17 protein-coding genes and 3 pseudogenes are annotated in these 21,347 nt (G+C 56.6%); 13 read left to right on the top strand and 7 right to left on the bottom strand.

Features of this window, described 5'->3' with window-relative positions:
- Positions 1-113: 113 nt before the first annotated feature.
- The 6 genes and pseudogenes from YA0848_RS04070 to YA0848_RS04045 all read left to right on the top strand — a co-directional run bounded on the left by YA0848_RS04070 (position 114) and on the right by YA0848_RS04045 (position 7,584).
- Positions 114-1,067, top strand: a complete 954-nt coding sequence (locus YA0848_RS04070; RefSeq protein ID WP_039594181.1) for an AraC family transcriptional regulator — start codon at positions 114-116, stop codon at positions 1,065-1,067.
- A gap of 42 nt (positions 1,068-1,109) precedes the next feature.
- A pseudogene (locus tag YA0848_RS04065) lies at positions 1,110-2,519 on the top strand (IS3 family transposase).
- 109 nt (positions 2,520-2,628) lie between these two features.
- A complete protein-coding gene (locus tag YA0848_RS04060) occupies positions 2,629-3,648 on the top strand; it encodes an IS110 family transposase (RefSeq protein ID WP_082112130.1) in 1,020 nt (339 codons plus the stop codon).
- Positions 3,649-4,116: 468 nt separating this feature from the next.
- Entirely contained in the window at positions 4,117-5,061 is a 945-nt protein-coding gene (locus YA0848_RS04055; RefSeq protein ID WP_039594180.1) for an acetaldehyde dehydrogenase (acetylating), read from the top strand.
- A 10-nt stretch (positions 5,062-5,071) separates the two neighbouring features.
- Complete coding sequence (gene dmpG / locus YA0848_RS04050; RefSeq protein WP_039594179.1) at positions 5,072-6,094, top strand: 4-hydroxy-2-oxovalerate aldolase; 1,023 nt, start codon at positions 5,072-5,074, stop codon at positions 6,092-6,094.
- Between the two features lie 95 nt (positions 6,095-6,189).
- Complete coding sequence (locus tag YA0848_RS04045) at positions 6,190-7,584, top strand: GntP family permease (protein WP_039594178.1); 1,395 nt, start codon at positions 6,190-6,192, stop codon at positions 7,582-7,584.
- A 10-nt stretch (positions 7,585-7,594) separates the two neighbouring features.
- Here YA0848_RS04045 and YA0848_RS04040 read toward each other — a convergent pair whose 3' ends face one another.
- Positions 7,595-8,359 carry an IclR family transcriptional regulator gene (locus YA0848_RS04040; protein ID WP_046510189.1) on the bottom strand — a complete coding sequence of 255 codons (765 nt, stop codon included), beginning with the start codon at positions 8,357-8,359 and terminating at the stop codon, positions 7,595-7,597.
- A gap of 120 nt (positions 8,360-8,479) precedes the next feature.
- Positions 8,480-9,880, bottom strand: coding sequence for an FAD-binding oxidoreductase (locus tag YA0848_RS04035; protein ID WP_039594176.1), 1,401 nt, complete (start codon positions 9,878-9,880; stop codon positions 8,480-8,482).
- Positions 9,881-10,015: 135 nt separating this feature from the next.
- Here YA0848_RS04035 and YA0848_RS04030 point away from each other — a divergent pair, with 135 nt between their 5' ends.
- Positions 10,016-10,732, top strand: coding sequence for a GntR family transcriptional regulator (locus YA0848_RS04030; RefSeq protein WP_039594175.1), 717 nt, complete (start codon positions 10,016-10,018; stop codon positions 10,730-10,732).
- A gap of 321 nt (positions 10,733-11,053) precedes the next feature.
- Here the strand turns inward: YA0848_RS04030 and YA0848_RS36360 are convergent.
- From YA0848_RS36360 to YA0848_RS04015, 3 genes and pseudogenes are all read right to left on the bottom strand, one after another.
- Positions 11,054-13,334 (bottom strand): annotated as a pseudogene (locus tag YA0848_RS36360) (Tn3 family transposase).
- 3 nt (positions 13,335-13,337) lie between these two features.
- On the bottom strand, positions 13,338-13,748 hold the full coding sequence (locus tag YA0848_RS04020) for a putative toxin-antitoxin system toxin component, PIN family (protein WP_039594174.1): 411 nt from the start codon (positions 13,746-13,748) through the stop codon (positions 13,338-13,340).
- Positions 13,748-13,987, bottom strand: a complete 240-nt coding sequence (locus tag YA0848_RS04015; RefSeq protein ID WP_039594173.1) for a ribbon-helix-helix domain-containing protein — start codon at positions 13,985-13,987, stop codon at positions 13,748-13,750. The genes YA0848_RS04020 and YA0848_RS04015 overlap by 1 nt, the downstream gene beginning before the upstream one ends.
- A gap of 97 nt (positions 13,988-14,084) precedes the next feature.
- Between YA0848_RS04015 and YA0848_RS04010 the strand changes: the two genes are divergently transcribed.
- Positions 14,085-14,699 (top strand): recombinase family protein, encoded by a 615-nt coding sequence (locus tag YA0848_RS04010; RefSeq protein WP_039594172.1) that lies wholly within the window; start codon positions 14,085-14,087, stop codon positions 14,697-14,699.
- Positions 14,700-14,729: 30 nt separating this feature from the next.
- Here YA0848_RS04010 and YA0848_RS04005 read toward each other — a convergent pair whose 3' ends face one another.
- Positions 14,730-15,512, bottom strand: coding sequence for a TSUP family transporter (locus tag YA0848_RS04005; protein WP_039594171.1), 783 nt, complete (start codon positions 15,510-15,512; stop codon positions 14,730-14,732).
- Positions 15,513-15,593: 81 nt separating this feature from the next.
- Here YA0848_RS04005 and chrA point away from each other — a divergent pair, with 81 nt between their 5' ends.
- The 5 genes and pseudogenes from chrA to YA0848_RS03985 all read left to right on the top strand — a co-directional run.
- On the top strand, positions 15,594-16,799 hold the full coding sequence (chrA, locus tag YA0848_RS04000) for a chromate efflux transporter (protein WP_039594170.1): 1,206 nt from the start codon (positions 15,594-15,596) through the stop codon (positions 16,797-16,799).
- 10 nt (positions 16,800-16,809) lie between these two features.
- A complete protein-coding gene (locus tag YA0848_RS03995) occupies positions 16,810-17,115 on the top strand; it encodes a PadR family transcriptional regulator (protein WP_039594169.1) in 306 nt (101 codons plus the stop codon).
- 327 nt (positions 17,116-17,442) lie between these two features.
- Entirely contained in the window at positions 17,443-17,703 is a 261-nt protein-coding gene (locus tag YA0848_RS36590) for a response regulator (protein WP_039594168.1), read from the top strand.
- A gap of 97 nt (positions 17,704-17,800) precedes the next feature.
- Positions 17,801-18,313, top strand: coding sequence for an acyloxyacyl hydrolase (locus YA0848_RS03990; protein WP_039594167.1), 513 nt, complete (start codon positions 17,801-17,803; stop codon positions 18,311-18,313).
- A gap of 163 nt (positions 18,314-18,476) precedes the next feature.
- A pseudogene (locus YA0848_RS03985) lies at positions 18,477-18,646 on the top strand (IS630 family transposase); the annotation flags it as partial.
- Between the two features lie 748 nt (positions 18,647-19,394).
- Here YA0848_RS03985 and YA0848_RS03980 read toward each other — a convergent pair.
- A complete protein-coding gene (locus tag YA0848_RS03980; protein WP_039594166.1) occupies positions 19,395-21,224 on the bottom strand; it encodes a tyrosine-type recombinase/integrase in 1,830 nt (609 codons plus the stop codon).
- Positions 21,225-21,347 lie beyond the last annotated feature (123 nt).

Raw genomic sequence — 21,347 nt, 5'->3', positions numbered from 1 at the left:
ATTTTTGCAGCGTCTCCCTAGTGAAAAGATGAAAAATGTTGTAAAAATGCAATGTTCCACTCGTTCTGCGAATTCTCGTCTCAACGCATATAATTATAAGAGCGTAATGACTTATGGATTTTTGTTTGCTACATGAGAAGAGCCAGATTTTCTCCAAAAATTCTGTTGATGTAGTGTCAGGCTATGCCAACGAGCATGTGGGTGCCCACCGGGTCATGCAGCGCCGCACTAGTGATTCAGAGGCTAGCCTGATGCACCGTACTTTAGGCAGCTTGGATTTGTTCCAGATGAGTTACGGTAGCGGAGTGCAAATCACTTCGCCGGAACGAGAGGCTCACTACCATTTACATATCGTGCTCAAGGGGCGCTGCATGTGGCGAAGCTGCGGTGAGGAACGCGGCCTTGCCCCCGGTGATTTGTTGTTGCTCAACCCTCACACCCCGTTCGATCTGACCTACTCGGGCTGCTACGAGAAGTTCATTATCAAGCTGCCGGCCAGTTTCATCGGAAAGGTTTGCAGCGAAAACAAGTGGAGTTACCCGAGCGAGGGGGTGCGCTTTGACCAGATTCATCGGCGCGAGCAACTGGACGGCTTCCTTACATTGCTGAGCCTGGTCTGTCAGGAGGCGGAAACTGATCTGTCTATTTTTCAGGTGAAGGAGCACTACGCCAAGATTATAGTAAGCAAGCTGCTCAGCCTGCCGATTAGCAATGTCAGTCGCGAGCCGTTGGAGGGCGCTTGTCAGTCGTTCAACCGCCTGGAAGAATTGATCGAGAAGAACATTAAGCAGAGTATCAGCCTTGAACAATTGGCTGATCTAGTGCATATCGGTGTACACTCGCTATACGCGTTATTCGACAAGCACGCTGGCACCACACCCATGCGCTTTATACGTCAGCGCAAACTTGAGGCAATCCGTGCCCGCCTGAGTGACCCGCAAGTCGCAGTAAGCAACGTTACCGAAGTCGCCCTCGACTACGGTTTCCTGCATCTCGGACGCTTCGCCAATTATTATAAGAGCACCTTCGGCGAGTTGCCATCGGACACCTTGCGTCGTCGCGGCTAATCGTGCATGCGGCGGAAATGTTGAACTACCTGGTGGCAGTTCATGTATTCATACGAAGACCGTATCCGAGCGGTCAAGCTCTACATCAAACTGGGCAAGCTAATCGGGGCAAGTATTCGTCAGTTGGGCTTCCTGACGAAGAACTCTTTGAAGAGCTGGCACGCAGAGTATGAGCGATGCCTCGACCTGCCGCGCGGCTACGAGAACGCGAAGTCGAAGTATTCACTGACCCAAAGGGAAAAGGCTGTCGGGCACTATCTCCAATACGGTCGCAACATCGCCGCTACCATCAAGGTGTTGGGCTACCCCGCGCGGGATTCCTTGCGTGCCTGGATTTACGAAATGCACCCCCAGTTGCATACGCGTAATGTCGGTCGATCAGACGGGTTAGCCCGACCGCCAGCAGTGAAGAAGGCAGCGGTCATCGCGCTGTGCACTCGAAAAGAAAGTGCGAAAGCCCTGACTCAAAAGCTGGGCGTGTGCAGGCCGACCTTGTACAACTGGAAAAACCAGCTACTCGGCCCAAAGGTTTCCCCATCCATGAAGTGTCGACTTGAACCCTCATCGTCACCGGAACGAGAGGAGTTGCAGCGGCAACTCGAATCTCTCCAGCTTGATGTGCGCCGTTTGCAGCTTGAACATGACCTGTTGATGAGGGCGAATAAACTCATAAAAAAGAGACGGGCATCAACCGGCAAGTCCTGACCAATCGGTAGAAGACATTGCTGGCTGATGCCCTAAGGCAGAGGTACTTCTTGCTTAGACCTGCTTGACGCGTTGGGCTTGACCCGAAGCTCCTATTTCTATCATCAAGCCCGAATGCAGGTCGCGGAAAAGTACACCGAAGTGCGTCGTACCATGGCGGACATATTCGAGCGCAATCGCCGTTGCTATGGCTACCGTCGGATGCGAGCTTCGTTGAGCAGGCAGCGTGTGCGCCTTTCAGAGAAGGTGGTGCAGCGCGTGATGAAGCAGGAGTGCCTAGTCGCCGCCAAGCCGAAACGGCGTCGATACGGTTCCTACCTCGGGGAGATCAGTCCGGCGCCGGAAAACCTCCTCAACCGCGACTTCACGGCCCTAGCTCCGAATGAGAAATGGCTGACCGACATCTCGGAGTTCCAGATCCCAGCCGGCAAGGTATACCTGTCCCCCATGATCGACTGCTTCGATGGGAAGGTAATCAGTTGGTCGATCGGCACGCGTCCCGACGCAGAGCTTGTGAACACGATGCTGGATGCCGCTGTCGAAACGGTGGCCAGCAACGATAAACGGCCTATTGTTCACTCCGATCGTGGCGCTCACTACCGCTGGCCCGGCTGGTTATCGCGCATCGAGCAGTTCATTCAGGCCTTGGATTCGTACATTCGCTGGTACAACGAGAAACGAATCAAGATATCCCTGGGCGCTCTCAGTCCCGTTGAGTATCGTGAGAGCCTGGGCCTCGCGGCATAACCAGTCCAAGTTTTTGTCCGCATCCCCACTGGTCAGTAATGAGATGGTCACCCCCACACCCTGCGAGGGCTACGCTTTCGCAGGGTGTTTTTATTTGGAGACCATCACCATGAGCGATTTAGCACTGGTCGGTATCGACCTCGGCAAACATACGTTCCACCTGCACGGCCAGGACAAGCCGGGTCGTGAGTTGTTTCGCAAGAAGTTCTCGCGTCAGCAGATGATGCGATTCTTCGGTAACCTTCCTGCCTGCACGGTTGTGATGGAGGCCTGCGCCGGAGCGCATTTTGTCGCTCGCGAGCTGATGGCCATGGGACATCAAGCCAAGTTGATTTCCCCGCAGTTCGTGCGGCCCTTCGTCAAGGGCAACAAAAACGACTTCATTGATGCACAAGCGATCTGCGAGGCGGCTTCACGCCCGACGATGCGCTTCGTCTCGCCCAAAACCGAGGCCCAGCAAACCCTTTCAGTATTGCATCGCCTGCGCGAGTCGCTGATCCGCGACCGCACCAAGGCGGTCAATCAGATGCATGGTTTCCTGCTGGAATTCGGCATAAGCCTGCCCCAAGGGCTGGCCATCATGAAGCGCTTGTCCAGTGTTCTGGCGGAGCACGAGCTGCCTGTTCGGTTAACGATGCTGCTGCAGCGTCTGCACGATCACTTCGTTTATGGCCAGATCAAGGAACTGGACAAAGAGCTGGCCGGCCAACTGGCTGACGATGATCTGGGCAGTCGTTTGCTGAGCATGCCGTGTGTGGGGCCGATCACCGCCAGCCTGCTGGCTGTAGAAATGGGCGATGGCCAGCAATACGGTCGCAGCCGAGATTTTGCTGCCTCTCTGGGCTTGGTACCCAGACAGTACAGCACCGGCGGCAAGGCAAACTTGCTGGGCATCAGCAAGCGTGGCGACAAGAACCTGCGCCGCCTGCTGGTGCAGTGCGCCAGGGTCTACCTGCAGCACATAGAACGTCAGAAAGGGGCGCTGGCCGACTGGGTACGTTCGCTGCTGACACGACGTCATTCCAACGTGGTCGCCTGTGCGCTGGCCAACAAATTAGCCCGTATAGCGTGGGCGATTGCCGCGCACCATACCCAATACGAAGCAGGGCCAGACGCCTTGAGCGCCTGACCCTGTTGTTGCCGCAGTACCACGATTCATCCTTCAGGTTTTGCGATAGCTGAACAAAAGATGATGTGAGCGGCCAACCGGCCTGACGAAGATCCTGACCCGAAAATCGGCTTTTGAAGCCGCGTCAGTTTTAAGGATCGCCAGGCGCGACTCTCATCGTGGCGCGGGGCAAGCCCCAATTGGACGCCGGATAGATTTAAGCAAGCCAACCACTTCATCCGTTAATCAGTATTGCAAAAAATGGGGTGACCATAGATTTTCGGCCAGCGGCAACGCCCTGCACACATCTCCAACAACATTTCCCCACGCTTTCAGTCTTATCAAGAGCCTAATCCGCCAGAAATATCAATATATGATATTAATAATCATATATTGACATTTTTAGGGCTAAATTCTAATCTGCACGCGAAACGTCACAGGCGGCTTGTTCGCCTTTGCCTCGAAATCACAATCACAAGAGAGGGGAGCATGGTGGGTTTTCAAAAGCTGAAAGTCGCCATTGTTGGTTCCGGCAATATCGGCACCGACTTGATGATCAAGATCCTGCGTAACTCCAAGTATTTGGAGATGGCGGTGATGGTCGGTATCGATCCGGCCTCTGACGGTCTAGCCAGAGCTGCACGAATGGGTGTAGCAGTAACTCATGAAGGAGTTGAAGGGTTGACTCGCCTCGAGGTGTTTAAAGACATCGATTTTGTATTCGATGCCACATCGGCGGCGGCTCACGTGAACAACGATGCTTTCCTGCGATCAATCAAACCCGGTATCCGCCTGATCGACCTGACTCCTGCCGCAATCGGCCCTTACTGTGTCCCGGTGGTTAACCTCGAACAAAATCTCGATCGGCTCAACGTCAATATGGTCACCTGTGGGGGGCAGGCCACTATCCCAATGGTCGCAGCAGTTTCACGCGTGGCCAAAGTGCACTACGCCGAAATCGTCGCCTCGATTGCCAGCAAATCAGCCGGTCCCGGTACTCGCGCCAACATAGATGAGTTCACCGAGACCACGTCCAAAGCCGTTGAAGTGATCGGCGGCGCAGCCAAAGGTAAGGCAATCATCGTCATGAACCCGGCCGAGCCGCCATTGATGATGCGCGACACCGTCTTTGTGTTGTCCGAAGCGGCTGATCAAGCTCAGGTAGAGGCGTCCATAGTTGAAATGGCCGCAGCTGTTCAGGCCTACGTTCCGGGCTATCGTCTTAAACAAAAAGTGCAGTTCGACCTCGTCCCGGAAAATTCCCCGGTGAATATTCCAGGACTTGGCAGGTTCTCAGGTCTTAAAACCTCGATATACCTTGAGGTCGAAGGCGCGGCCCATTACCTACCTGCTTATGCTGGCAATCTCGACATCATGACCTCCGCTGCCTTGGCCACTGCCGAGCGCATGGCGCAGTCAATGCTGAACGCCTGAGGACACTGATATGACGTTCAACCCTGGCAAAAAACTTTATATCTCTGACGTGACCCTGCGCGACGGCAGTCATGCCATTCGCCATCACTATTCGCTGCAAAACATACAGGATATCGCCCGCGCTCTGGACAAGGCTCGTGTCGATTCGATTGAGGTGGCTCACGGTGATGGCCTGCAAGGCTCAAGTTTCAACTACGGCTTTGCCTCTCACACCGATCTCGAATGGATTGAAGCTGCCGCAGATGTCATCACTCACGCGAAGATCACAACCCTTCTGCTACCAGGTATAGGCACTGTTCACGATTTGAAGGCAGCCTACGACGCTGGAGCAAGGGTGGTCCGTATCGCGACCCATTGCACCGAAGCTGATGTCTCAAAGCAGCACATTGAGTACGCCCGTGCGTTGGGTATGGACACCGTCGGCTTCCTGATGATGAGCCACATGATTCCGGCCGAACAGTTGGCAGCCCAGGCCAAATTGATGGAAAGCTACGGTGCCACCTGCGTGTACATGGCCGACTCTGGCGGTGCGATGAATATGCAAGATGTACGGGATCGTTTTCGTGCATTCAAGGCGGTGCTCAATCCACAAACCGAAACCGGGATGCATGCTCACCACAACCTTAGTCTAGGTGTCGCCAACTCCATTACCGCCGTCGAGGAAGGTTGCGATCGTATAGACGCCAGTCTTGCGGGTATGGGGGCGGGAGCTGGAAATGCGCCGCTGGAAGTGTTCATTGCTGCTGCCGAGCGCCTTGGTTGGAATCATGGTACCGACCTTTACACGCTGATGGACGCTGCCGATGACATTGTTCGCCCGTTGCAGGATCGCCCCGTGCGGGTAGACCGCGAAACTCTGGCATTGGGTTATGCCGGGGTGTATTCGAGTTTCTTACGTCATGCCGAGATTGCCGCCCAGAAATACGGTCTCAAGACCCTGGACATACTGGTCGAACTAGGCAAGAGACGCATGGTAGGTGGGCAGGAAGACATGATCGTTGATGTTGCTCTGGATTTGCTGAAGAAGGATTGAGCTGCGTGCTGGGGCGTGGCATTGAAGCGCCCCCAGCAACTCGCTAGACAGTTGTACCCCCCCCAAAATAACTAAAATAATGTGGAGCTTTTCAGATGGACGTTATCGTCATCCTTGCCGCTTTGGCGTTCCTGATTTTCATGGCTTACCGCGGATTCAGCGTCATCATTTTCGCCCCTATTGCAGCATTAGGTGCAATTTTGCTGACAGAACCTGCAGCAGTAGCACCCGCCTATTTCGCTATATTTTTGGAAAAGGTGGCGATGTTCGTTAAGAACTTTTTCCCGGTGTTTCTACTTGGGGCGCTATTCGGAAAACTGATCGAAATCTCAGGTAACTCACGCGCTATTAGCGCCGCATTGATCCGTCTGGTGGGTAGTCATCGAGCTGTGCTGGTGATTGTGCTGGCATGCGCAATTCTGACTTACGGCGGCGTCTCATTGAATGTTGTGGTGTTTGCGGTTTATCCGTTCGCCGCCGAGTTGTTCCGTCAAGGCCAGATTCCCAAGCGTCTGATACCAGGCGCAATCGCCCTGGGCGCGTTTACCTTCACTATGGACTCGCTGCCCGGAAGCCCGCAGATACAGAATATTATTCCTACTACTTTTTTTCAGACCAGCACGTGGGCGGCCCCTTGGCTGGGCACGATTGGCGGGGTGATGATTTTCGTTGCGGGCATGCTCTATTTAGAGTCGCGCCGACGCGCGGCCTTGCGCGCCGGAGAAGGTTATGGTATGGGCCATATCAACGAGCCACTGTCTGCCGATCTGGACGAAAAACTATCCCACCCACTGATAGCTCTACTGCCTCTGCTGGTGGTGTGCGTTGTCAACTTCTACCTGATCCGACTGATTCCGCAGCTTTATGGGGATAAGTACAGCCTGAGCATCGGCGGCATGGTCGCGGCCGTTGTCATCGACATTAAAACCTACGCGGCAGTGTGGTCGGTACTTGGCGGACTACTCGCAGGCATTATTACGCTGATGCTTACACGTGGTCATGTGATCCTGCCAAAATTTGCTGAAGGCAGTAAAGCTGCAGCTGGAGGGTCGATTTTGGCTGCCATGAACAGTGCGACTGAATATGGTTTCGGAGCCGTGATGGCAATTCTCCCAGGCTTCGTCGTCGCAGCCGCAGCACTCAAAGCGATTCCTGATCCACTGTTAAATGAGGCTATTTCAATTACGGTGCTTTCGGCGCTGACCGGTTCTGCTATTGCGGGACTGAGTATCGCCCTTGGAGCCATGGCCGAGACTTTTATTGCCTCGGCGCATGCAGCAGGCATACCTCTAGAGGTTTTCCACCGCATCGCTTCCATGGCTAGCGGCGGGATGGATACGCTGCCGCACAACGGCGCAGTCATCACATTGTTAATCGTATGTGGCCTGACACATCGCCAGTCTTATGGCGATATCTTCGCCATCACCACCATCAAGACCCTAGTTGCAGGGCTAGCCATTGTGCTGTTTTACACCACGGGGATTGTTTAACCGATTTGAGCTACAGCGTGTATCCGCCGCCCAATTCGCGACCGATACACGCTGCGCTCTTTTGCACGACTGTAATCAGCGCCTGCATCCGCGCGGCATCCATGTACTGAACCGTACTTGATACGCTGACGGCACCGACTATCTGGCGACTGGCATCACGAATCGGCGCAGCAACGCAGCGAATCGCTTCGTCATCCTCACCCAAGTCAAATGCATAACCTTCAGCCACATACCCGCGCATTAACGCCAACCAGTCTGCCTCGTCCTTGGCTTCGCAAAAACCACTGGCCGTGTCTTGCCGGTACAGCTCAGTCCAACGCTGCTCCGTTTCGTCCAGTAGCAATGCCTTGCCAACACCCGTACTGCAGAGGCGCTTGCGGCCACCAATCAACGAACTGACTTGCACGGCGCGCGAACCGGCAATTTTGTCTAGATATACTACCTGTTCATCCAGCATCGTAGCCAAATGCACAGTGTCGTGGGTCAGGTCGGCCAAGGCCTGCAAGTGCGGACGGGCACGGGTCGCCAAGTCGGACTGGCGATGGGCTTTGAAGCCTAGCTCGATTAAATGCGGTCCGAGGCTGTAGCCCTTTCGTGCTTCGAAACGAAGATAACCGATCTGCACGAGCGCAGAGGCCAAGCGATGAGTCGTGCTGACCGAAACGGCCAGACGAGCACTGATCTCTGGAAGCGTAGTGAGGCCATCAGCAACAGCATCGACGACCTCAAGCCCACGAAAGAGGGTTTGGCTGGCGAGTTGGCGTGGAGGTTTCATAGGCACTGGCGCAGTCAACAATTGGGGTGGGCATTCTACCCTGCACTGTTACCAATACCCAGCCAAAAGCCTCCAGTACAGGCATGCCGATGTTGAAGGCGTGGCCTTTCACCCTGGGCGTCAAGCTTCGGGAAGGATTTTTCCGGGGTTCATCAGTCCTAAGGGATCTAGCGCTTGCTTGATCAAACGCATTACTCCAACTGCTGCACCGTGCTCCAGCGCCATATACTTTATTTTCCCTGAACCAATTCCATGCTCACCGGTACATGTGCCGTCCAGCGCAATAGCACGCTCTACTACACGCTCATTGAGAGCCTCGGCCTCAGCCATTTCTGCTTCATTATCCGGATCGACCACCAACCCCAAGTGGAAGTTGCCATCGCCCACATGCCCGACTACGCCTACGAAAAATGAGACCTTGGCGACATCTTCAGCTGTTTCGGCGATGCATTGGGTCAACGCTGAAATCGGCACACACACGTCGGTACTCCAGATTCGCGCATTCGGGCGCATGGACTGCATCGCATAGTGAACATTGTGTCTGGCACGCCATAGCGCACTGCGGGCATCAGCATCGGCTGCAGTCTGGAAACCCAGTGCACCGTTGCTTTCAACAATTTCCTGCGTCAGCTCGACTTGTTCCGCCACGCTGGCCGGGGATCCCGCGAACTCGAAAAAAAGTGTCGGCGTCTCCGTCAGCCGCATCTGGGAAAAGCGGTTTACCGCCTGCACCGTGCGCGCATCCAGCAACTCAACGCGAGAGGCCGGGATGCCGTATTGAATGATTGAAACCACTGAACTCACCGCCGAGGCAATCGTCGGGAAAGTGCACACTGCCACGCAGGTGGTTTCAGGGATGCCGTAAAGGCGCAGCGTGACTTCAGTGATGATACCCAGCGTGCCTTCCGAACCAACGAATAATCGCGTGAGGTCGTAACCGGCAGCAGATTTGCGTGCACGGCCACCGGTCTTGATCACTTGCCCATCGGCCAATACCACGGTGAGGTTCAATACGTTCTCGCGCATTGTCCCGTAGCGCACTGCATTAGTGCCTGATGCCCGGGTTGCCGCCATGCCGCCTAAGGTGCTTTCTCCCCCTGGATCGACCGGGAAGAATAAGCCAGTGGTGCGCAGTTCGGCATTAAGTTGCATGCGGGTGACGCCTGCTTCGACAGTCACATCCAGATCGTCGGGACGAACATCGATGATTCTCTGCATGCGGCTCAGATCAATACAGACTCCGCCAATTGCGGCACCCACATGGCCTTCCAGCGACGTGCCAGCACCAAAGGCAATTATCGGCACCCGCTGTGCGGCGCAGAGTTTGACGATAGTCGCAACCTCGGCCGTGGACTCGGCATAACACACTGCGTCCGGCGGTAATGTCTGATGATAAGACTCTCCGCGCCCGTGCTGCTCGCATTCGGTACGGCTTGTACTCAGTCGCTCACCGAGCAGCTCGCGTAAAGCATCGAGCAGGGTGGGCATGGGAGATGTTTGAAGCGCATGGTGAGTAGACATTGGAAGGTCCATTTTATTGTTGGTGTAATAATCTAGGGTACAACAACTAGTATACAAGTTTAAAGGCGCTGTTCCGTTATCATTGTGATCACAGCCTTGAGCCATAGCTCGGCGATGAAAACCTGTGTAGATCCAATGAGCAAAACCGTAGAAAAATCTCTCGTCGTACGCTTGGCCGCCAATATCCGTGAAGCTATCGTCTCTGCACGTCTGGATTTGGGGGAGGCGCTTTCTGAAGAAAGCTTGGCGGCGGCCTTTGAGGTCAGCCGCACGCCGGTGCGCGAGGCGCTGGCACTGCTGCAGACCGAGGGACTGGTGAACGTGGTCGCTAAGTCAGGCAGCTTCGTGTTCAGCCCTACCGAGGCTGATATTGTCGAGTTGTGCGAACATCGTGTAACGCTCGAAGTCGAGGCCTCACGCCGTGCGTTTGAGCGCAACCCTCAAGCCACGCTCCAGGCGATGCGTGGCGCGCTGACGCAGATGATCAGCGCGCTGGAGCAGAACGACCGTTTGAGCTATGGCGCCGCCGACACTGAATTTCACTTAAGCTTTTTAAAGTTCAGCGCCAATCGTTATTTAGTGGATGCTTACGAACGTAATCTCGGTCGTGTCGCGGCTTTGCGCACCCACTTGGCTCGATGTGCCAGACACGAGCCAGACCGTTCGTTCAACGATCATCGCCGGATGATCGAACTGGCTGAGACGGGAAAGCAGGGTGCGCTGGCAACGCTGCTTAGCCGGCATATTTTACGAACCCGCGAGAGTTACATCGTCACCTTGCGTGAGCGTCAGGAGTTGCAAAGCCTAAACAGTAACCGGGTCGAGAAAATCCGTCGCAAGCTGCGCTTGTAGCGCGGGCTTAACTTGAACACGTATGACTCTATGGGAATTCCATGCGCACTTGGACACCGATTCTACGAGCATTTAGACCAGTGACTTCTCACAGTTCCGACCTACGCTCAGGCAGGCAGCGACTCAGGACTATTCATTACCATCGACCGACCTCTTCTATCGAAGCGAAGAGGTTGAAGAGGTTGTCGTGGAGCGTATATCCATGCGTAAAATCCGAGAGGTGCTACGCCTAAAGTTCGACGTCGGCCTGCTCCTCAGTTTGGTTGGACACAGCCGTAGTTATAGGCACCCGCAGATGCATAAAGCGCAGACCGGTTCAGATCACAGATCGTCGTCTGGATTGCGCAGCGGCCGCAGCTCGCCGCGCGCGACTTCTTCCGGCACCGCGAACGAATACCGCCCGAGCATGTTGATGTGCTAGTAGATCAGCGGTGATAACCGGGCCAAATCCTCTTCCAGCACCGGGTAGCCGTGCTGCTTGAGCCGTTCCACGGCCGCCGTCATGTAGAGCATGTTCCATAACGCGATGATGTTCACCACCAGGCCCAAGGCACCGAGCTGGTCCTCCTGGCCTTCGCGGTAGCGCTGACGCAACTCGCCGCGTTTGCCATGGAACACGGCGCGGGCCAGGCTGTGTCGGCCTTCGCCCCGATTCAATTGGGTCAGGGTGGCGCGGCGCTTGGACTCGCCATCAATGTAGGTCAGCGTGTGCAGGGTTGTCTCGATCCGCCCGAACTCGGCCAGCGCCTGGACTAACCGAGTGGTGCGATCCCCGGTTTGCAGGGTGCGCGATCAGGTCGAGCTTGACCGACTGGCGGGCCAGCCCGTTGAGCTTGCCGTAGTCCGCGTCCGGGCGCGTGCGCCAGAAGCGGGTACCGCCGACATCGGCCAGCCGCGGACTGAAGTGGTAGCCAAGCAGGCGGAACAGCCCGAACACCACATCGCTGTAGGCTCCGGTGTCGGTCATGATTTGCGTCGGCTGCAACTCGGTCTGCTGTTCCAGCACCACGGCCAGCAGTACCAAGCTGTCGCGCAGAGTGCCAGGCACGGTGATGGCCTTGAGGCCGGAGAACTGGTCGGAGATCAGGTTGTACCAGGTGACGCCCGGCCGCTACCGAAGTACTTCGGGTTGGGCCCGGCATGCACGGTGCACACCGGTACGACGAAGCGCATGCCATCGGCGAAGGCGACCTCACCACACCCCAGACCTGAGCCAGCTCCAGTTGGCTTTGCGCACCCACCAGAATGGCGTTAGCCGCTGACAGGGTGTCGTCACGGATATAGTTCTGGCTAACCCAGGACAGTCGTTCACGGCGCAACGCCGGATTGTCGTTGCGGATCAAGGGTTCCCGGCTGATGTTGCAGGCCCCGCCCAGCAGCACCGCGCAGAGGCCGGTGACCAGGTTGTCGGCCCGTGCATTGCGTTCGGACACATGGGTGAACGCCTCGGCAAAGCCGGTGCGGGCAGCGATCTCCAGAAGGATTTCCGGCAGATCGACACGCGGCAGCAAGTCGGCCACGGCCGCACGCAGTTGCAGCAACGCGCTGGGCTCGTCCAGCTTGTCCAGCGCCCCGAGCGACAGCTCAGTCTTGCCCTCGGTGTTCTCGCTCAGTTGAATCGCGGGGTTATCGGGCAGGCGGGCGGTCACCGCCTGCCAAGTGGCGTCCAGTTCCGCGCTCAGCGCGTCCAGGGTGGTGCCGACGTCGATGTTCAGGCCCAGCGACGGCAGATGATCGGCCGCGCCGCCAGCCACTCGGCCCCGTCGAGCAGACCGAGACGGGGATCGGCATAGCGCCAACTGGGCGAGACGAAGACATCGCGGCGGCGTAGCGTGGTACGCTGGGCATCGAGCGTGCAGAACACATTGGCGCCCATGTCGAGGGAACCATCTTCTCGGGTAATCTGCTTCTGCCAGCCCTTGGCCACGATCTCCTGCGGCGCATCATCCTCCGGTTTCCTATGGGGAAAGCTCAGTTGCAACCAGTCGAGGCTGGCGGCCACGCCCTTGCCGGCCGGGCTGAAGCCAAAGCGGATGTGCTTGAGCAGAGCAGGCAGGAAGCGGCGCACACTGCGGTAACGCTCTTCCAGTGCGAGGAAATACACGTCATCGACCGGACGGATCAGCGCATTGACCTCTTCCAGAGCCTTTTCCAGGGTAGTCCTCGGCAGGTCGTTAAAAACCGGGCGCGCACGCTGTCATCGCTGATCGAGCTATCCAGCACGACCTTACACGCGTCGGCGACCGCCGCGGCCGCCCGATAAGGGTCTTTCAGGCTGCGCATGCGTGTACGCCTTTTTGTCAGCCTTATCCGCATTTGCTAAACAGGTCGCGCAGCAGCGCTTCCAGAAAAGCTGGCGACAAAGCACATGTAAAACTTCCACTGGCACGGCGGTGGGCTTGTCCGGCAAAACTCCCACGAAGCGGACGGTGGTCAGCAGAACGGCATAACCCAGGCGGTTATGGTTACCCCGCAGCACCTGGACGGCTTCACGGTCTTCATCGCTCAGGTGGAAGTAACGTTCCAGTTATTCACGGCTGGGGGCATCGACATAGCGGCCAAAACCGTCGCGTTGCTCCTGAGTCAGAAAACCGACCGGCATCGATCACAGCACCTCGGCGCAGAACACGGCGGGCGTGACGATCCGCGTGCGCTCGATGTGCCCGCGTTGCAGCAGGCCAGCGCGGCGATCACCGGTCACCAGGTAGTCCGCATCGCCTGCCAAGGCCATGGCCAGCAGAAACGAGTCATCCGGATCATCGGCTTCGACCTCGATGGTCAAACGCTCCAGTACCACAGCCCGTTGCAGGTTATTGATCATGGCTCCCACTTTGGCGGGCTGAAGAATGGCCTGGAGCTTGGGGTAGCGGCTGGCCCGGCGAATTTCATCGAGCTGCATCCACGAGGTCACCACCTCGAAACGCGAGGCGCGCCAGGCACGGTAAATCGCATCGGGCGCGCCATGCGGCGAGATCAGGGCGCTGAACAGGATGTTGGTATCCAACACGACCCGCATCAGCGCTTACGTGCCCAGGCGAGCGCTTCGTCAACCGCGTCGGTCAATTCTGCCTCACTCAGATGGGCATTGGCGGCCTTGGCCTGCTCGGCGCTCAGTTCCAGGATGTGCGCCCGCACAGCCTCTTCGATGAAGCGCGACAGGTCGCCTTTCCGGCCACCGCCCTGGCTGGCCAGAAACATCCGAAGCGACTGGTCGGTGTCGGCCGAGACGGCGACATTCCAGCGAATGGTATTCATGGCGTTCTCCGCTAATAGGTGTTTATGTGTTTATACGCCAACCACAACGGGCAATGCAACGGTTCGACAAAACGAACGTATATGTGACAGGAGAAACATGCTGATCGGCTACATCCAGGTATCGAAGGCGGACGGCTCCCAGGCCACCGATTTGCAGCGCGACGCGCTGATTGCGGCCGGCGTCGATCCGGCGCAGCTCTATGAAGATCAGGCGTCCGGCAAGCGCGAGGATCGCCCTGGCCTGACGGCCTGCCTGAAGGCGCTGCGGGAGGGGGATGCGCTCGTCGTGTGGAAGCTGGATAGGCTCGGGCGCGATCTGCGGCATCTGATTAACACCGTGCACGATCTGACCGGGCGCGGCGTCGGCCTCAAGGTGCTGACCGGCCACGGCGCGGCCATCGACACCACAACCGCCGCCGGCAAGCTGGTCTTCGGCATCTTCGCGGCGTTGGCCGAATTTGAGCGCGAACTGATTGCCGAGCGCACGATTGCGGGCCTAGCTTCGGCACGGGCGCGTGGCCGGAAAGGTGGTCGGCCATTCAAGATGACTGCCGCCAAGCTGCGGCTGGCGATGGCCGCGATGGGGCAGCCCGAAACCAAGGTCGGCGTTCTGTGCCAAGAACTCGGCATTACGCGGCAGACCCTGTACCGGCATATCTCGCCGAAGGGTGAACTGCGCTCAGATGGCGAGAAACTGCTTAGCAAGCCATGACCCCAACATCCAGCCGGATGCTGGGAGCCCCTAGAGCAAGCCAAGGGCCAACCCCGTTCCTATGCCTAGCATGGCTATAGCAACGGTGTGCTGTACCGTGCGCAGCGTGACCTTCTGCAAGACGCGCTTGCCCACGAAAGCGCCGATGAATGCGCAGATTGTCCCAACGGCAACAGGCAGTACCAGTGCCTGAGCCTGGGAAAATTGACCGGCAAGCATGGCGGTGCCATACACCACGAGGCGCACGGCATCGACGATCACCGCCGAGACAACCCCCGTCGCCACGAACGCATCCTTGGACAAGCCAGCTTTCAACAGAAACGCCGAGCGCAATGCACCCTGATTGCCTGAGAGCCCTCCGAAGAAGCCCGAGAGCGCCCCACCAACGGGAAGCCAGCGTGAAGGAAAGGCCAGTGCTTGAATACGCGGGGATAGTTCCAGCAGTGCAAACAGCACGATCAAACCGCCGATAACCGCCTTCACAGGTGTGATCTCGAAAGCCGAGTCAGCGAAGCTGTACTGCCACAAGGCCGGCAGTCGGTCGAACAACGTCAGGGATGCTGCACCAAGAATCGCCGCGATAGCCGCAGGCACGCTGAACTTCGCCACGACAGGCCAATCGGCTTGCCGGGCCATCAGTCCAAACTTGAAGAGGTTGTTGGCGAAATGCACCACAGCAGTCGCCGCGATGGCTAGCGGCAACGGGAAGAACAGCGCGAACACCGGCATCAGGATCGTTCCCAAACCGAAGCCTGAGAAAAAGGTCAGCCCTGATGTCAGCAGCGCCGCAAGGCCGATCAGAACGAGTTCCATGATGCGTACCTTTATGTATCGTGTTTCATTATCGAAATTCGATTATTATGGCCCAACGAAACCAGAAATCAAGATGCGACCATGACCGATACCACCAAGACTGACCGCAGCCCTTGGGCTGTATTTCTGATCTTTCTCCGACTGGGCCTGATCTCCTTCGGCGGCCCGATTGCCCATTTGGGCTACTTTCGCGATGAGTTCGTGATGCGGCGGCAGTGGTTGACCGAGCGCAGCTATGCGGATTTGGTCGCCCTCTGCCAGTTCCTGCCGGGGCCGGCCAGCAGTCAGGTCGGCATCGCAATTGGGCTGTCCCGATCCGGCTATGCCGGGGCGTTGGCTGCGTGGGCGGGTTTCACGCTGCCTTCAGCGATTGCGCTGATCCTGTTTGCGCTGGGCATTGCCAGCTACGGGGACGCGATGCCGTCCGGTGTACTGCACGGATTGAAGGTGGTCGCCGTGGCGGTGGTCGCACAAGCCGTATGGGGAATGGCTCGCAATCTCTGTCCAGACGCACCGCGCATCACCATTATGGCGGCGGCAACCTGTTTTGTTCTTCTGGTGCCGTCCGCCTGGGGGCAGGTGGGGGTCATCGCCATTGCTGCGGTCATTGGCCTGTCGCTATTCAAACCTCAGAAGGGGGCACCGCATGATCCGTTGCCGATTGCCATCCGGCGTCGCGTTGGCTTGTTCTGGCTGACGCTGTTCTTTGCGCTACTGATGGGGTTGCCGTTGTTGACAGCCATGTTCCCGAATCAGACGCTGTCGATGGTGGATGCCTTTTACCGGGCCGGATCACTGGTCTTTGGTGGCGGGCACGTCGTGCTACCGCTGTTACAAGCCGAAGTGGTGCCTTCCGGCTGGGTCAGCAATGACGCATTTCTGGCAGGCTACGGCGCCGCGCAGGCCGTTCCTGGCCCTTTGTTCACCTTTGCGGCGTTTCTCGGTGCTTCGATGAACCAGGCACCCTCCGGCTGGTTGGGTGGCTTGGTCTGCCTGCTGGCGATCTTCGCGCCGTCCTTCCTGCTGGTCGTGGGTGCGTTACCGTTCTGGGAACGTCTGCGCCGCAACACCCGAACTCAAGCGGCGTTGTTGGGCATCAATGCGGCCGTGGTTGGCCTGCTGCTGGCAGCCCTCTATCAACCGGTATGGACGAGCGCGATTCACGTACCGCAAGACTTCGGCTTGGCCCTTGTGGCACTGGTTGCCCTGATGTTCTGGAAGCTGCCGCCCTGGCTGGTCGTAGTTGGTAGTGGTGTCGCGGGCTGGTTGTTGAGCGTGACCCTGTGAGGTTCCGAGCGTGACCGACAAAGACCTTTACGGCGGATTGATCCGTTTGCACATCCTGCATCACGCAGCCGAAGAACCCATCTTCGGCCTCGGCATCATCGAGGAATTGCGACACCACGGTTACGAGATTAGTGCGGGCACCTTGTATCCGATGCTGCACGGATTGGAAAAGAAAGGCTATCTCACCTCACAGCATGAGCGCACCGGTCGACGTGATCGGCGGATGTATGAAATCACCGAACAGGGCCGCGTGGCGCTGACCGATGCCAAAGCCAAGGTCAAGGAACTGTTCGGCGAACTGATTGAAGGCAAATGATGCTGCCATGATCTGTAGTGCAGTTGACTTCTGATGTTTCGTGCATTCGCCTTCCGAAAACGACAGCAGGGCCGCCGATTTGATATGGGCCGAAGACCGGCCAGTAGCAGTTAATGTGAGCCAGACGGCTCCGTCAATTGCAGTTAATCTGAGCTGAAAATTGTGTAACGGCTTGCAATCGAAAACCGCCGTGCTCGCTAGGAGTACCCAGCTCAAACTACCGCTTCCATCAATCCGCCCCTTTTCGGGGCACTAACGCTTAGGGGCACGTCGAGCAAGCCTGACGAGTTCCTACCTCCGGGCACCCATCTCTACCAGGTTCTGTTGGTGGATGACGAACAATTAGTCCGGGAGGTGGCAGCTAATCTCCTCAAAACGATGGGCCATAGAGTCCTTCAGGCGAGCAACAAGATTGCAGCCTTGACCTTGGCATCGCCGGACATCGATCTAGTATTGACTGATTTCGCGATACCCGAGAAGATCGGCAAGGTAGCTCACAGAGCGTATGGAAGGCACCGGGTTCCAGATGTTATTGGCGACCTTGGCGCGGACTCTGTTAATTTCAGGTGTGAACGACGCCCACTATGAATGAGTAGCCCCTGTAAAAAGCTGAATTATTTGGCTATATGCATGCGGCTGACGCTTATCGTCCATCACCTAATCGTTTAGCTCACAGGAACTTAAAATGAAAAAAATGCTGCTGACCGCATTGATTTTGGCCACTGTCACCTTTGGTGCCCAAGCCACGGAGATCTCCGGAGCCTTAGGCGCGACTAGCCAAGGCGGCCTCACGGCTAGGGCCGGTGTAGGGTTCGATTGGGACAAGTCCTGGTTAGAAAGCTCAACGGGCAAGCTGACTGGCTACTGGGATCTTGGGTACACCTACTGGGAAGCTGGTGATGAGGCGGGAGGGCGTCATTCACTCTCATTTGCGCCAGTATTCGTGTATGAATTTGGGCAGGGCTATGTCAAGCCATTCGTTGAAGCAGGCATTGGTGTGGCAATGTTTTCGGGCACTACTGCTGGCGATCAGAAATTCGGTTCATCCTTCAATTTCGAGGACAGGCTTGGTGCGGGTTTGAAGCTTGGAGATACACAGCGAGTGGGGATTCGAGTGATTCACTATTCAAATGCTGGCATCCAAGAACCGAATGACGGCATTGAGTCGTACTTCTTATTTTACAGCCATCAGATTTGATGGTCGAACAAAGTCACATGGGGCATTGGACTTTCCCTCTTGTGGTTTTGATGCAGGTTTGGGATCTTCATCATGGCACCTGAGATGGACGCCTGGGAAGAAGGAACTGAAAAGCGCTGGTAGGGCTTACGTTGGTTTTTGGTTCCATTGCTCCCCAAACCCCACGTTCAAAATTAGTAACGACCCTCATTTTGCCGAGAGGTAGTCGATGTGGTTGGGCTCTACCTGAACCCGCCGGATAACGCTCTGGCGTTGTCGGTTGACGAAATAACCCAGATCCAGGCGCTGGATCGTACTCAGCCGATGTTGCCGCTGAATATAAAGAGACAGACCAGCTTGGCGAGGCGATTTTACTGATCACCCATGCGGCCATTGGAATGATCTACGGGCAGTGCCCATGGAACAACAATGAAGTGGCCGAGCAGCACTTGGCAGAGAAGCTGACTAACTTTATAAAGGGCATTATCGCCAGCGGCGAATAGAATCAGCGCCAAAGGCGGCTCAAGAAAGGGCCAAAAGCAATGTTCACTCACAGCTATTTAGTTGAGGCCTTGGCTCATGCATGACTGATTCTCAAGCCCTTGGTCGAAGGTGTGGTGCCCCGAGTCGATCGTTGACTAACGGTCCTTTCGTGCCGGCAACATTTACTTCAACCAAGTCTACATTTGGTGCCAGATACGAACGGCGCCTATGTAATTTTCGATCTCCCCGGATCATAAGCTGATCCGCAATGTATTGATGCCCTGCGAGAATAGCCCCGTTTCGAGCGGTGTTTTCCCTCGCTGTTCTTCGCAATCATATCAAGGCCCTCCAACCTCATCCTATGCTCCGCGGCCACCTTCCAGCTGAACATTTGGCTGGCAAAGCAAAGCCCTGACGGTTCGTGGCCGTCAGGGCTTCTAATTCCTCAAGCATCTCAACATGGCGGAATGTAAAAATATGATAGCAAGCTAACGATCAAGCGTCGAGGTTCGCAGCCACTATATCGTTTCGACTACAAATTTCAGCTATGCAGCCACGGGCTGCTGTATTTAGTTTCCCAGCCAACCCTTAAGGCCCGGAACTCGTAACTGGTCCTTTTCTATGCGCTTTGAAGAGAGGCGCTCTCGCTACTCCTCAAAGTAAAGCACGCGGCCATAACAGCCTCATGGAAATTAGCTGACGTAACGGCCTCAATCGGCGCGCGGCCATCCAGTACTCCATGGGGATTCAGTAATGCTCGGTAAATCGCCCAGGAATCAGCGTCCTGCGAATGCTTCAGAACAGCCTGCACCAACTTATGTTTCAGAGGATCTAGGTGCCAATCTGGAACGCGCCGCCCTTGGTTACCCAGGCTCAACGCAAGCACTCTTTTGGCCTGAACCTCGTGGCTGATCCACCTGCGTGATTTACCAGCCATCTCAGCAAACACCGCCGCCGGGAGATTATGTGGTGCATTGAACATCTCCAGCATTTCCATTCGCTCTCGCTGTATATCCGAAAGCCCAGGCGCTGATCCTGAAACAGCCGATAGGCGTTGAGCGGCTGCAGGCAGCGTCTGCATTGCGCTTCCTGCGCTTGCCACCCCTAGGATGGGAGCCCGCGTCGCGGTAGGGACCACTTCATCAAAACCTCCCGCCAACTGCGGAACACCTTCTAGGTGAATGGTGATCGGCATGCTAGCCGCTTCAACCTGGCACTGCTCAAAGAGATCCAGTCTATCGGCCCAATCCTGCATCATCCTGCGGCGCTGCTCGACATACTCGGCATGGTTGTACGCTGCGCTCACCTTATCAGGGTCGGCGTGCGAGAGTTGCGCATCTATCCAGACCTTCGGGTAACCAATTTCGTTGAGTGCGGTGGAAATGGTCCCCCTGATGCCATGGCCAGTCAGCTGATCCTTGTACCCCACCCGTTTCAGCGCGGCATTAAGCGTGTTTTCGCTGATGCGCTTTTTCAAGTCACTGTAGTGGGCAAACAGGTACCGCTGGGCCGGCTTCACTTGATCCAGCAGGTGGCGAACGACCTCTACAGCCTGCACAGAAAGGGGCACGATGTAGGGCGGGATATCACCGGGGCGCTTGCCCTCCTTGCGCAGTTCAAGCTGCAGCTGTTTCACCACTTCTGGGGGGATGATCCAGAGGCCCTTATCGAAATGGAATTGATCCGGCATCGCCAACCGCAGCTCCCCCGTACGCACTCCCGTCAAAAATAGCAACCGAAGGCCAAGCTGGGTCTGCAACTTGCCGGGGTACTTGCGTAGTGTTTGGAGCATGGCCGGGAGCTCGGGCATGCGCAGGAATGGATTGTGGCGTACAGGCGACTGAGGCAGCGCGACGACATCCAGATCGAACGCCGGATTCAGCGGTAACCCGGGAGCGATGATCAATGCGTAACGGAACATTTGCCGAAACCAGGTCCGGACTTTTTCGGCAGTGGTGAGCGCCTTTCTGCGTTCTATCCTCGCCACGACCTCCAGCAGGTCGGACCGCTGGATTTCGTAGATTGAGCGCTTCCCAAGAGCAGGAAGGACGTCTTTGACAAAGATACGCTGGATCTGTGAGATCGTGCTCTGCCGCCCTTCCTTAAGGACGAGACTACGATGCTCGACCCACTTGTCGAACACTGCCTTGAATGTGTTTTCGTCCGCGAGGCGGACGGACTGCCGCTTCTGCTTACGGTGTGCTCGGGGGTTGATGCCCTTGGCCAAAAGAGCTCGGGCTTCGTCGCGCAAAGAACGAGCCTCCCGGAGACTGACCTCGGGGTAAGTGCCCAGCGACATGCGTTTCTGCTTACCGGCCCAGTAGTAGCGGTAATGCCACGACTTGCCGCCTTCAGGTGCCACCGCCAGGGATAGCCCATCAAGGTCACCGAGGGTGTAGGGCTTTCCGGTTGCTTTTGCTTGCCGGACAGCCAGATCTGAGAGTGCCATGTTCTAGCTCCTGAACTCTTGGTCAGGACTAGATACTTGTCGCGTAGGCCTCGCTCCTCCAGCAACAATCCGGAAACCGCGACACCCATATTGATGGACTTAAAAATGGACTTAAAAGTCGTG

Origin of the sequence: Pseudomonas sp. S4_EA_1b (assembly GCF_016307435.1) — a bacterium.
Lineage (GTDB): Bacteria > Pseudomonadota > Gammaproteobacteria > Pseudomonadales > Pseudomonadaceae > Aquipseudomonas > Aquipseudomonas rhodesiae.
Note: the sequence above shows the minus strand (reverse complement) of the source record. Positions and strands in the feature narration are given on the sequence as shown.

Excerpts from the sequence above, each read along its gene's own strand:
- YA0848_RS04030 (WP_039594175.1), top strand. The coding sequence starts at position 10,016 with ATGAGCAAAACCGTAGAAAAATCTCTCGTCGTACGCTTGGCCGCCAAT.
- YA0848_RS04010 (WP_039594172.1), top strand. The coding sequence starts at position 14,085 with ATGCTGATCGGCTACATCCAGGTATCGAAGGCGGACGGCTCCCAGGCC.
- YA0848_RS04055 (WP_039594180.1), top strand. The coding sequence starts at position 4,117 with ATGGTGGGTTTTCAAAAGCTGAAAGTCGCCATTGTTGGTTCCGGCAAT.
- YA0848_RS04035 (WP_039594176.1), bottom strand. The coding sequence starts at position 9,880 with ATGTCTACTCACCATGCGCTTCAAACATCTCCCATGCCCACCCTGCTC.
- dmpG (WP_039594179.1), top strand. The coding sequence starts at position 5,072 with ATGACGTTCAACCCTGGCAAAAAACTTTATATCTCTGACGTGACCCTG.
- YA0848_RS03980 (WP_039594166.1), bottom strand. The coding sequence starts at position 21,224 with ATGGCACTCTCAGATCTGGCTGTCCGGCAAGCAAAAGCAACCGGAAAG.
- YA0848_RS04060 (WP_082112130.1), top strand. The coding sequence starts at position 2,629 with ATGAGCGATTTAGCACTGGTCGGTATCGACCTCGGCAAACATACGTTC.
- chrA (WP_039594170.1), top strand. The coding sequence starts at position 15,594 with ATGACCGATACCACCAAGACTGACCGCAGCCCTTGGGCTGTATTTCTG.
- YA0848_RS04020 (WP_039594174.1), bottom strand. The coding sequence starts at position 13,748 with ATGCGGGTCGTGTTGGATACCAACATCCTGTTCAGCGCCCTGATCTCG.
- YA0848_RS04040 (WP_046510189.1), bottom strand. The coding sequence starts at position 8,359 with ATGAAACCTCCACGCCAACTCGCCAGCCAAACCCTCTTTCGTGGGCTT.
- YA0848_RS04070 (WP_039594181.1), top strand. The coding sequence starts at position 114 with ATGGATTTTTGTTTGCTACATGAGAAGAGCCAGATTTTCTCCAAAAAT.
- YA0848_RS04015 (WP_039594173.1), bottom strand. The coding sequence starts at position 13,987 with ATGAATACCATTCGCTGGAATGTCGCCGTCTCGGCCGACACCGACCAG.
- YA0848_RS04005 (WP_039594171.1), bottom strand. The coding sequence starts at position 15,512 with ATGGAACTCGTTCTGATCGGCCTTGCGGCGCTGCTGACATCAGGGCTG.
- YA0848_RS03990 (WP_039594167.1), top strand. The coding sequence starts at position 17,801 with ATGAAAAAAATGCTGCTGACCGCATTGATTTTGGCCACTGTCACCTTT.
- YA0848_RS04045 (WP_039594178.1), top strand. The coding sequence starts at position 6,190 with ATGGACGTTATCGTCATCCTTGCCGCTTTGGCGTTCCTGATTTTCATG.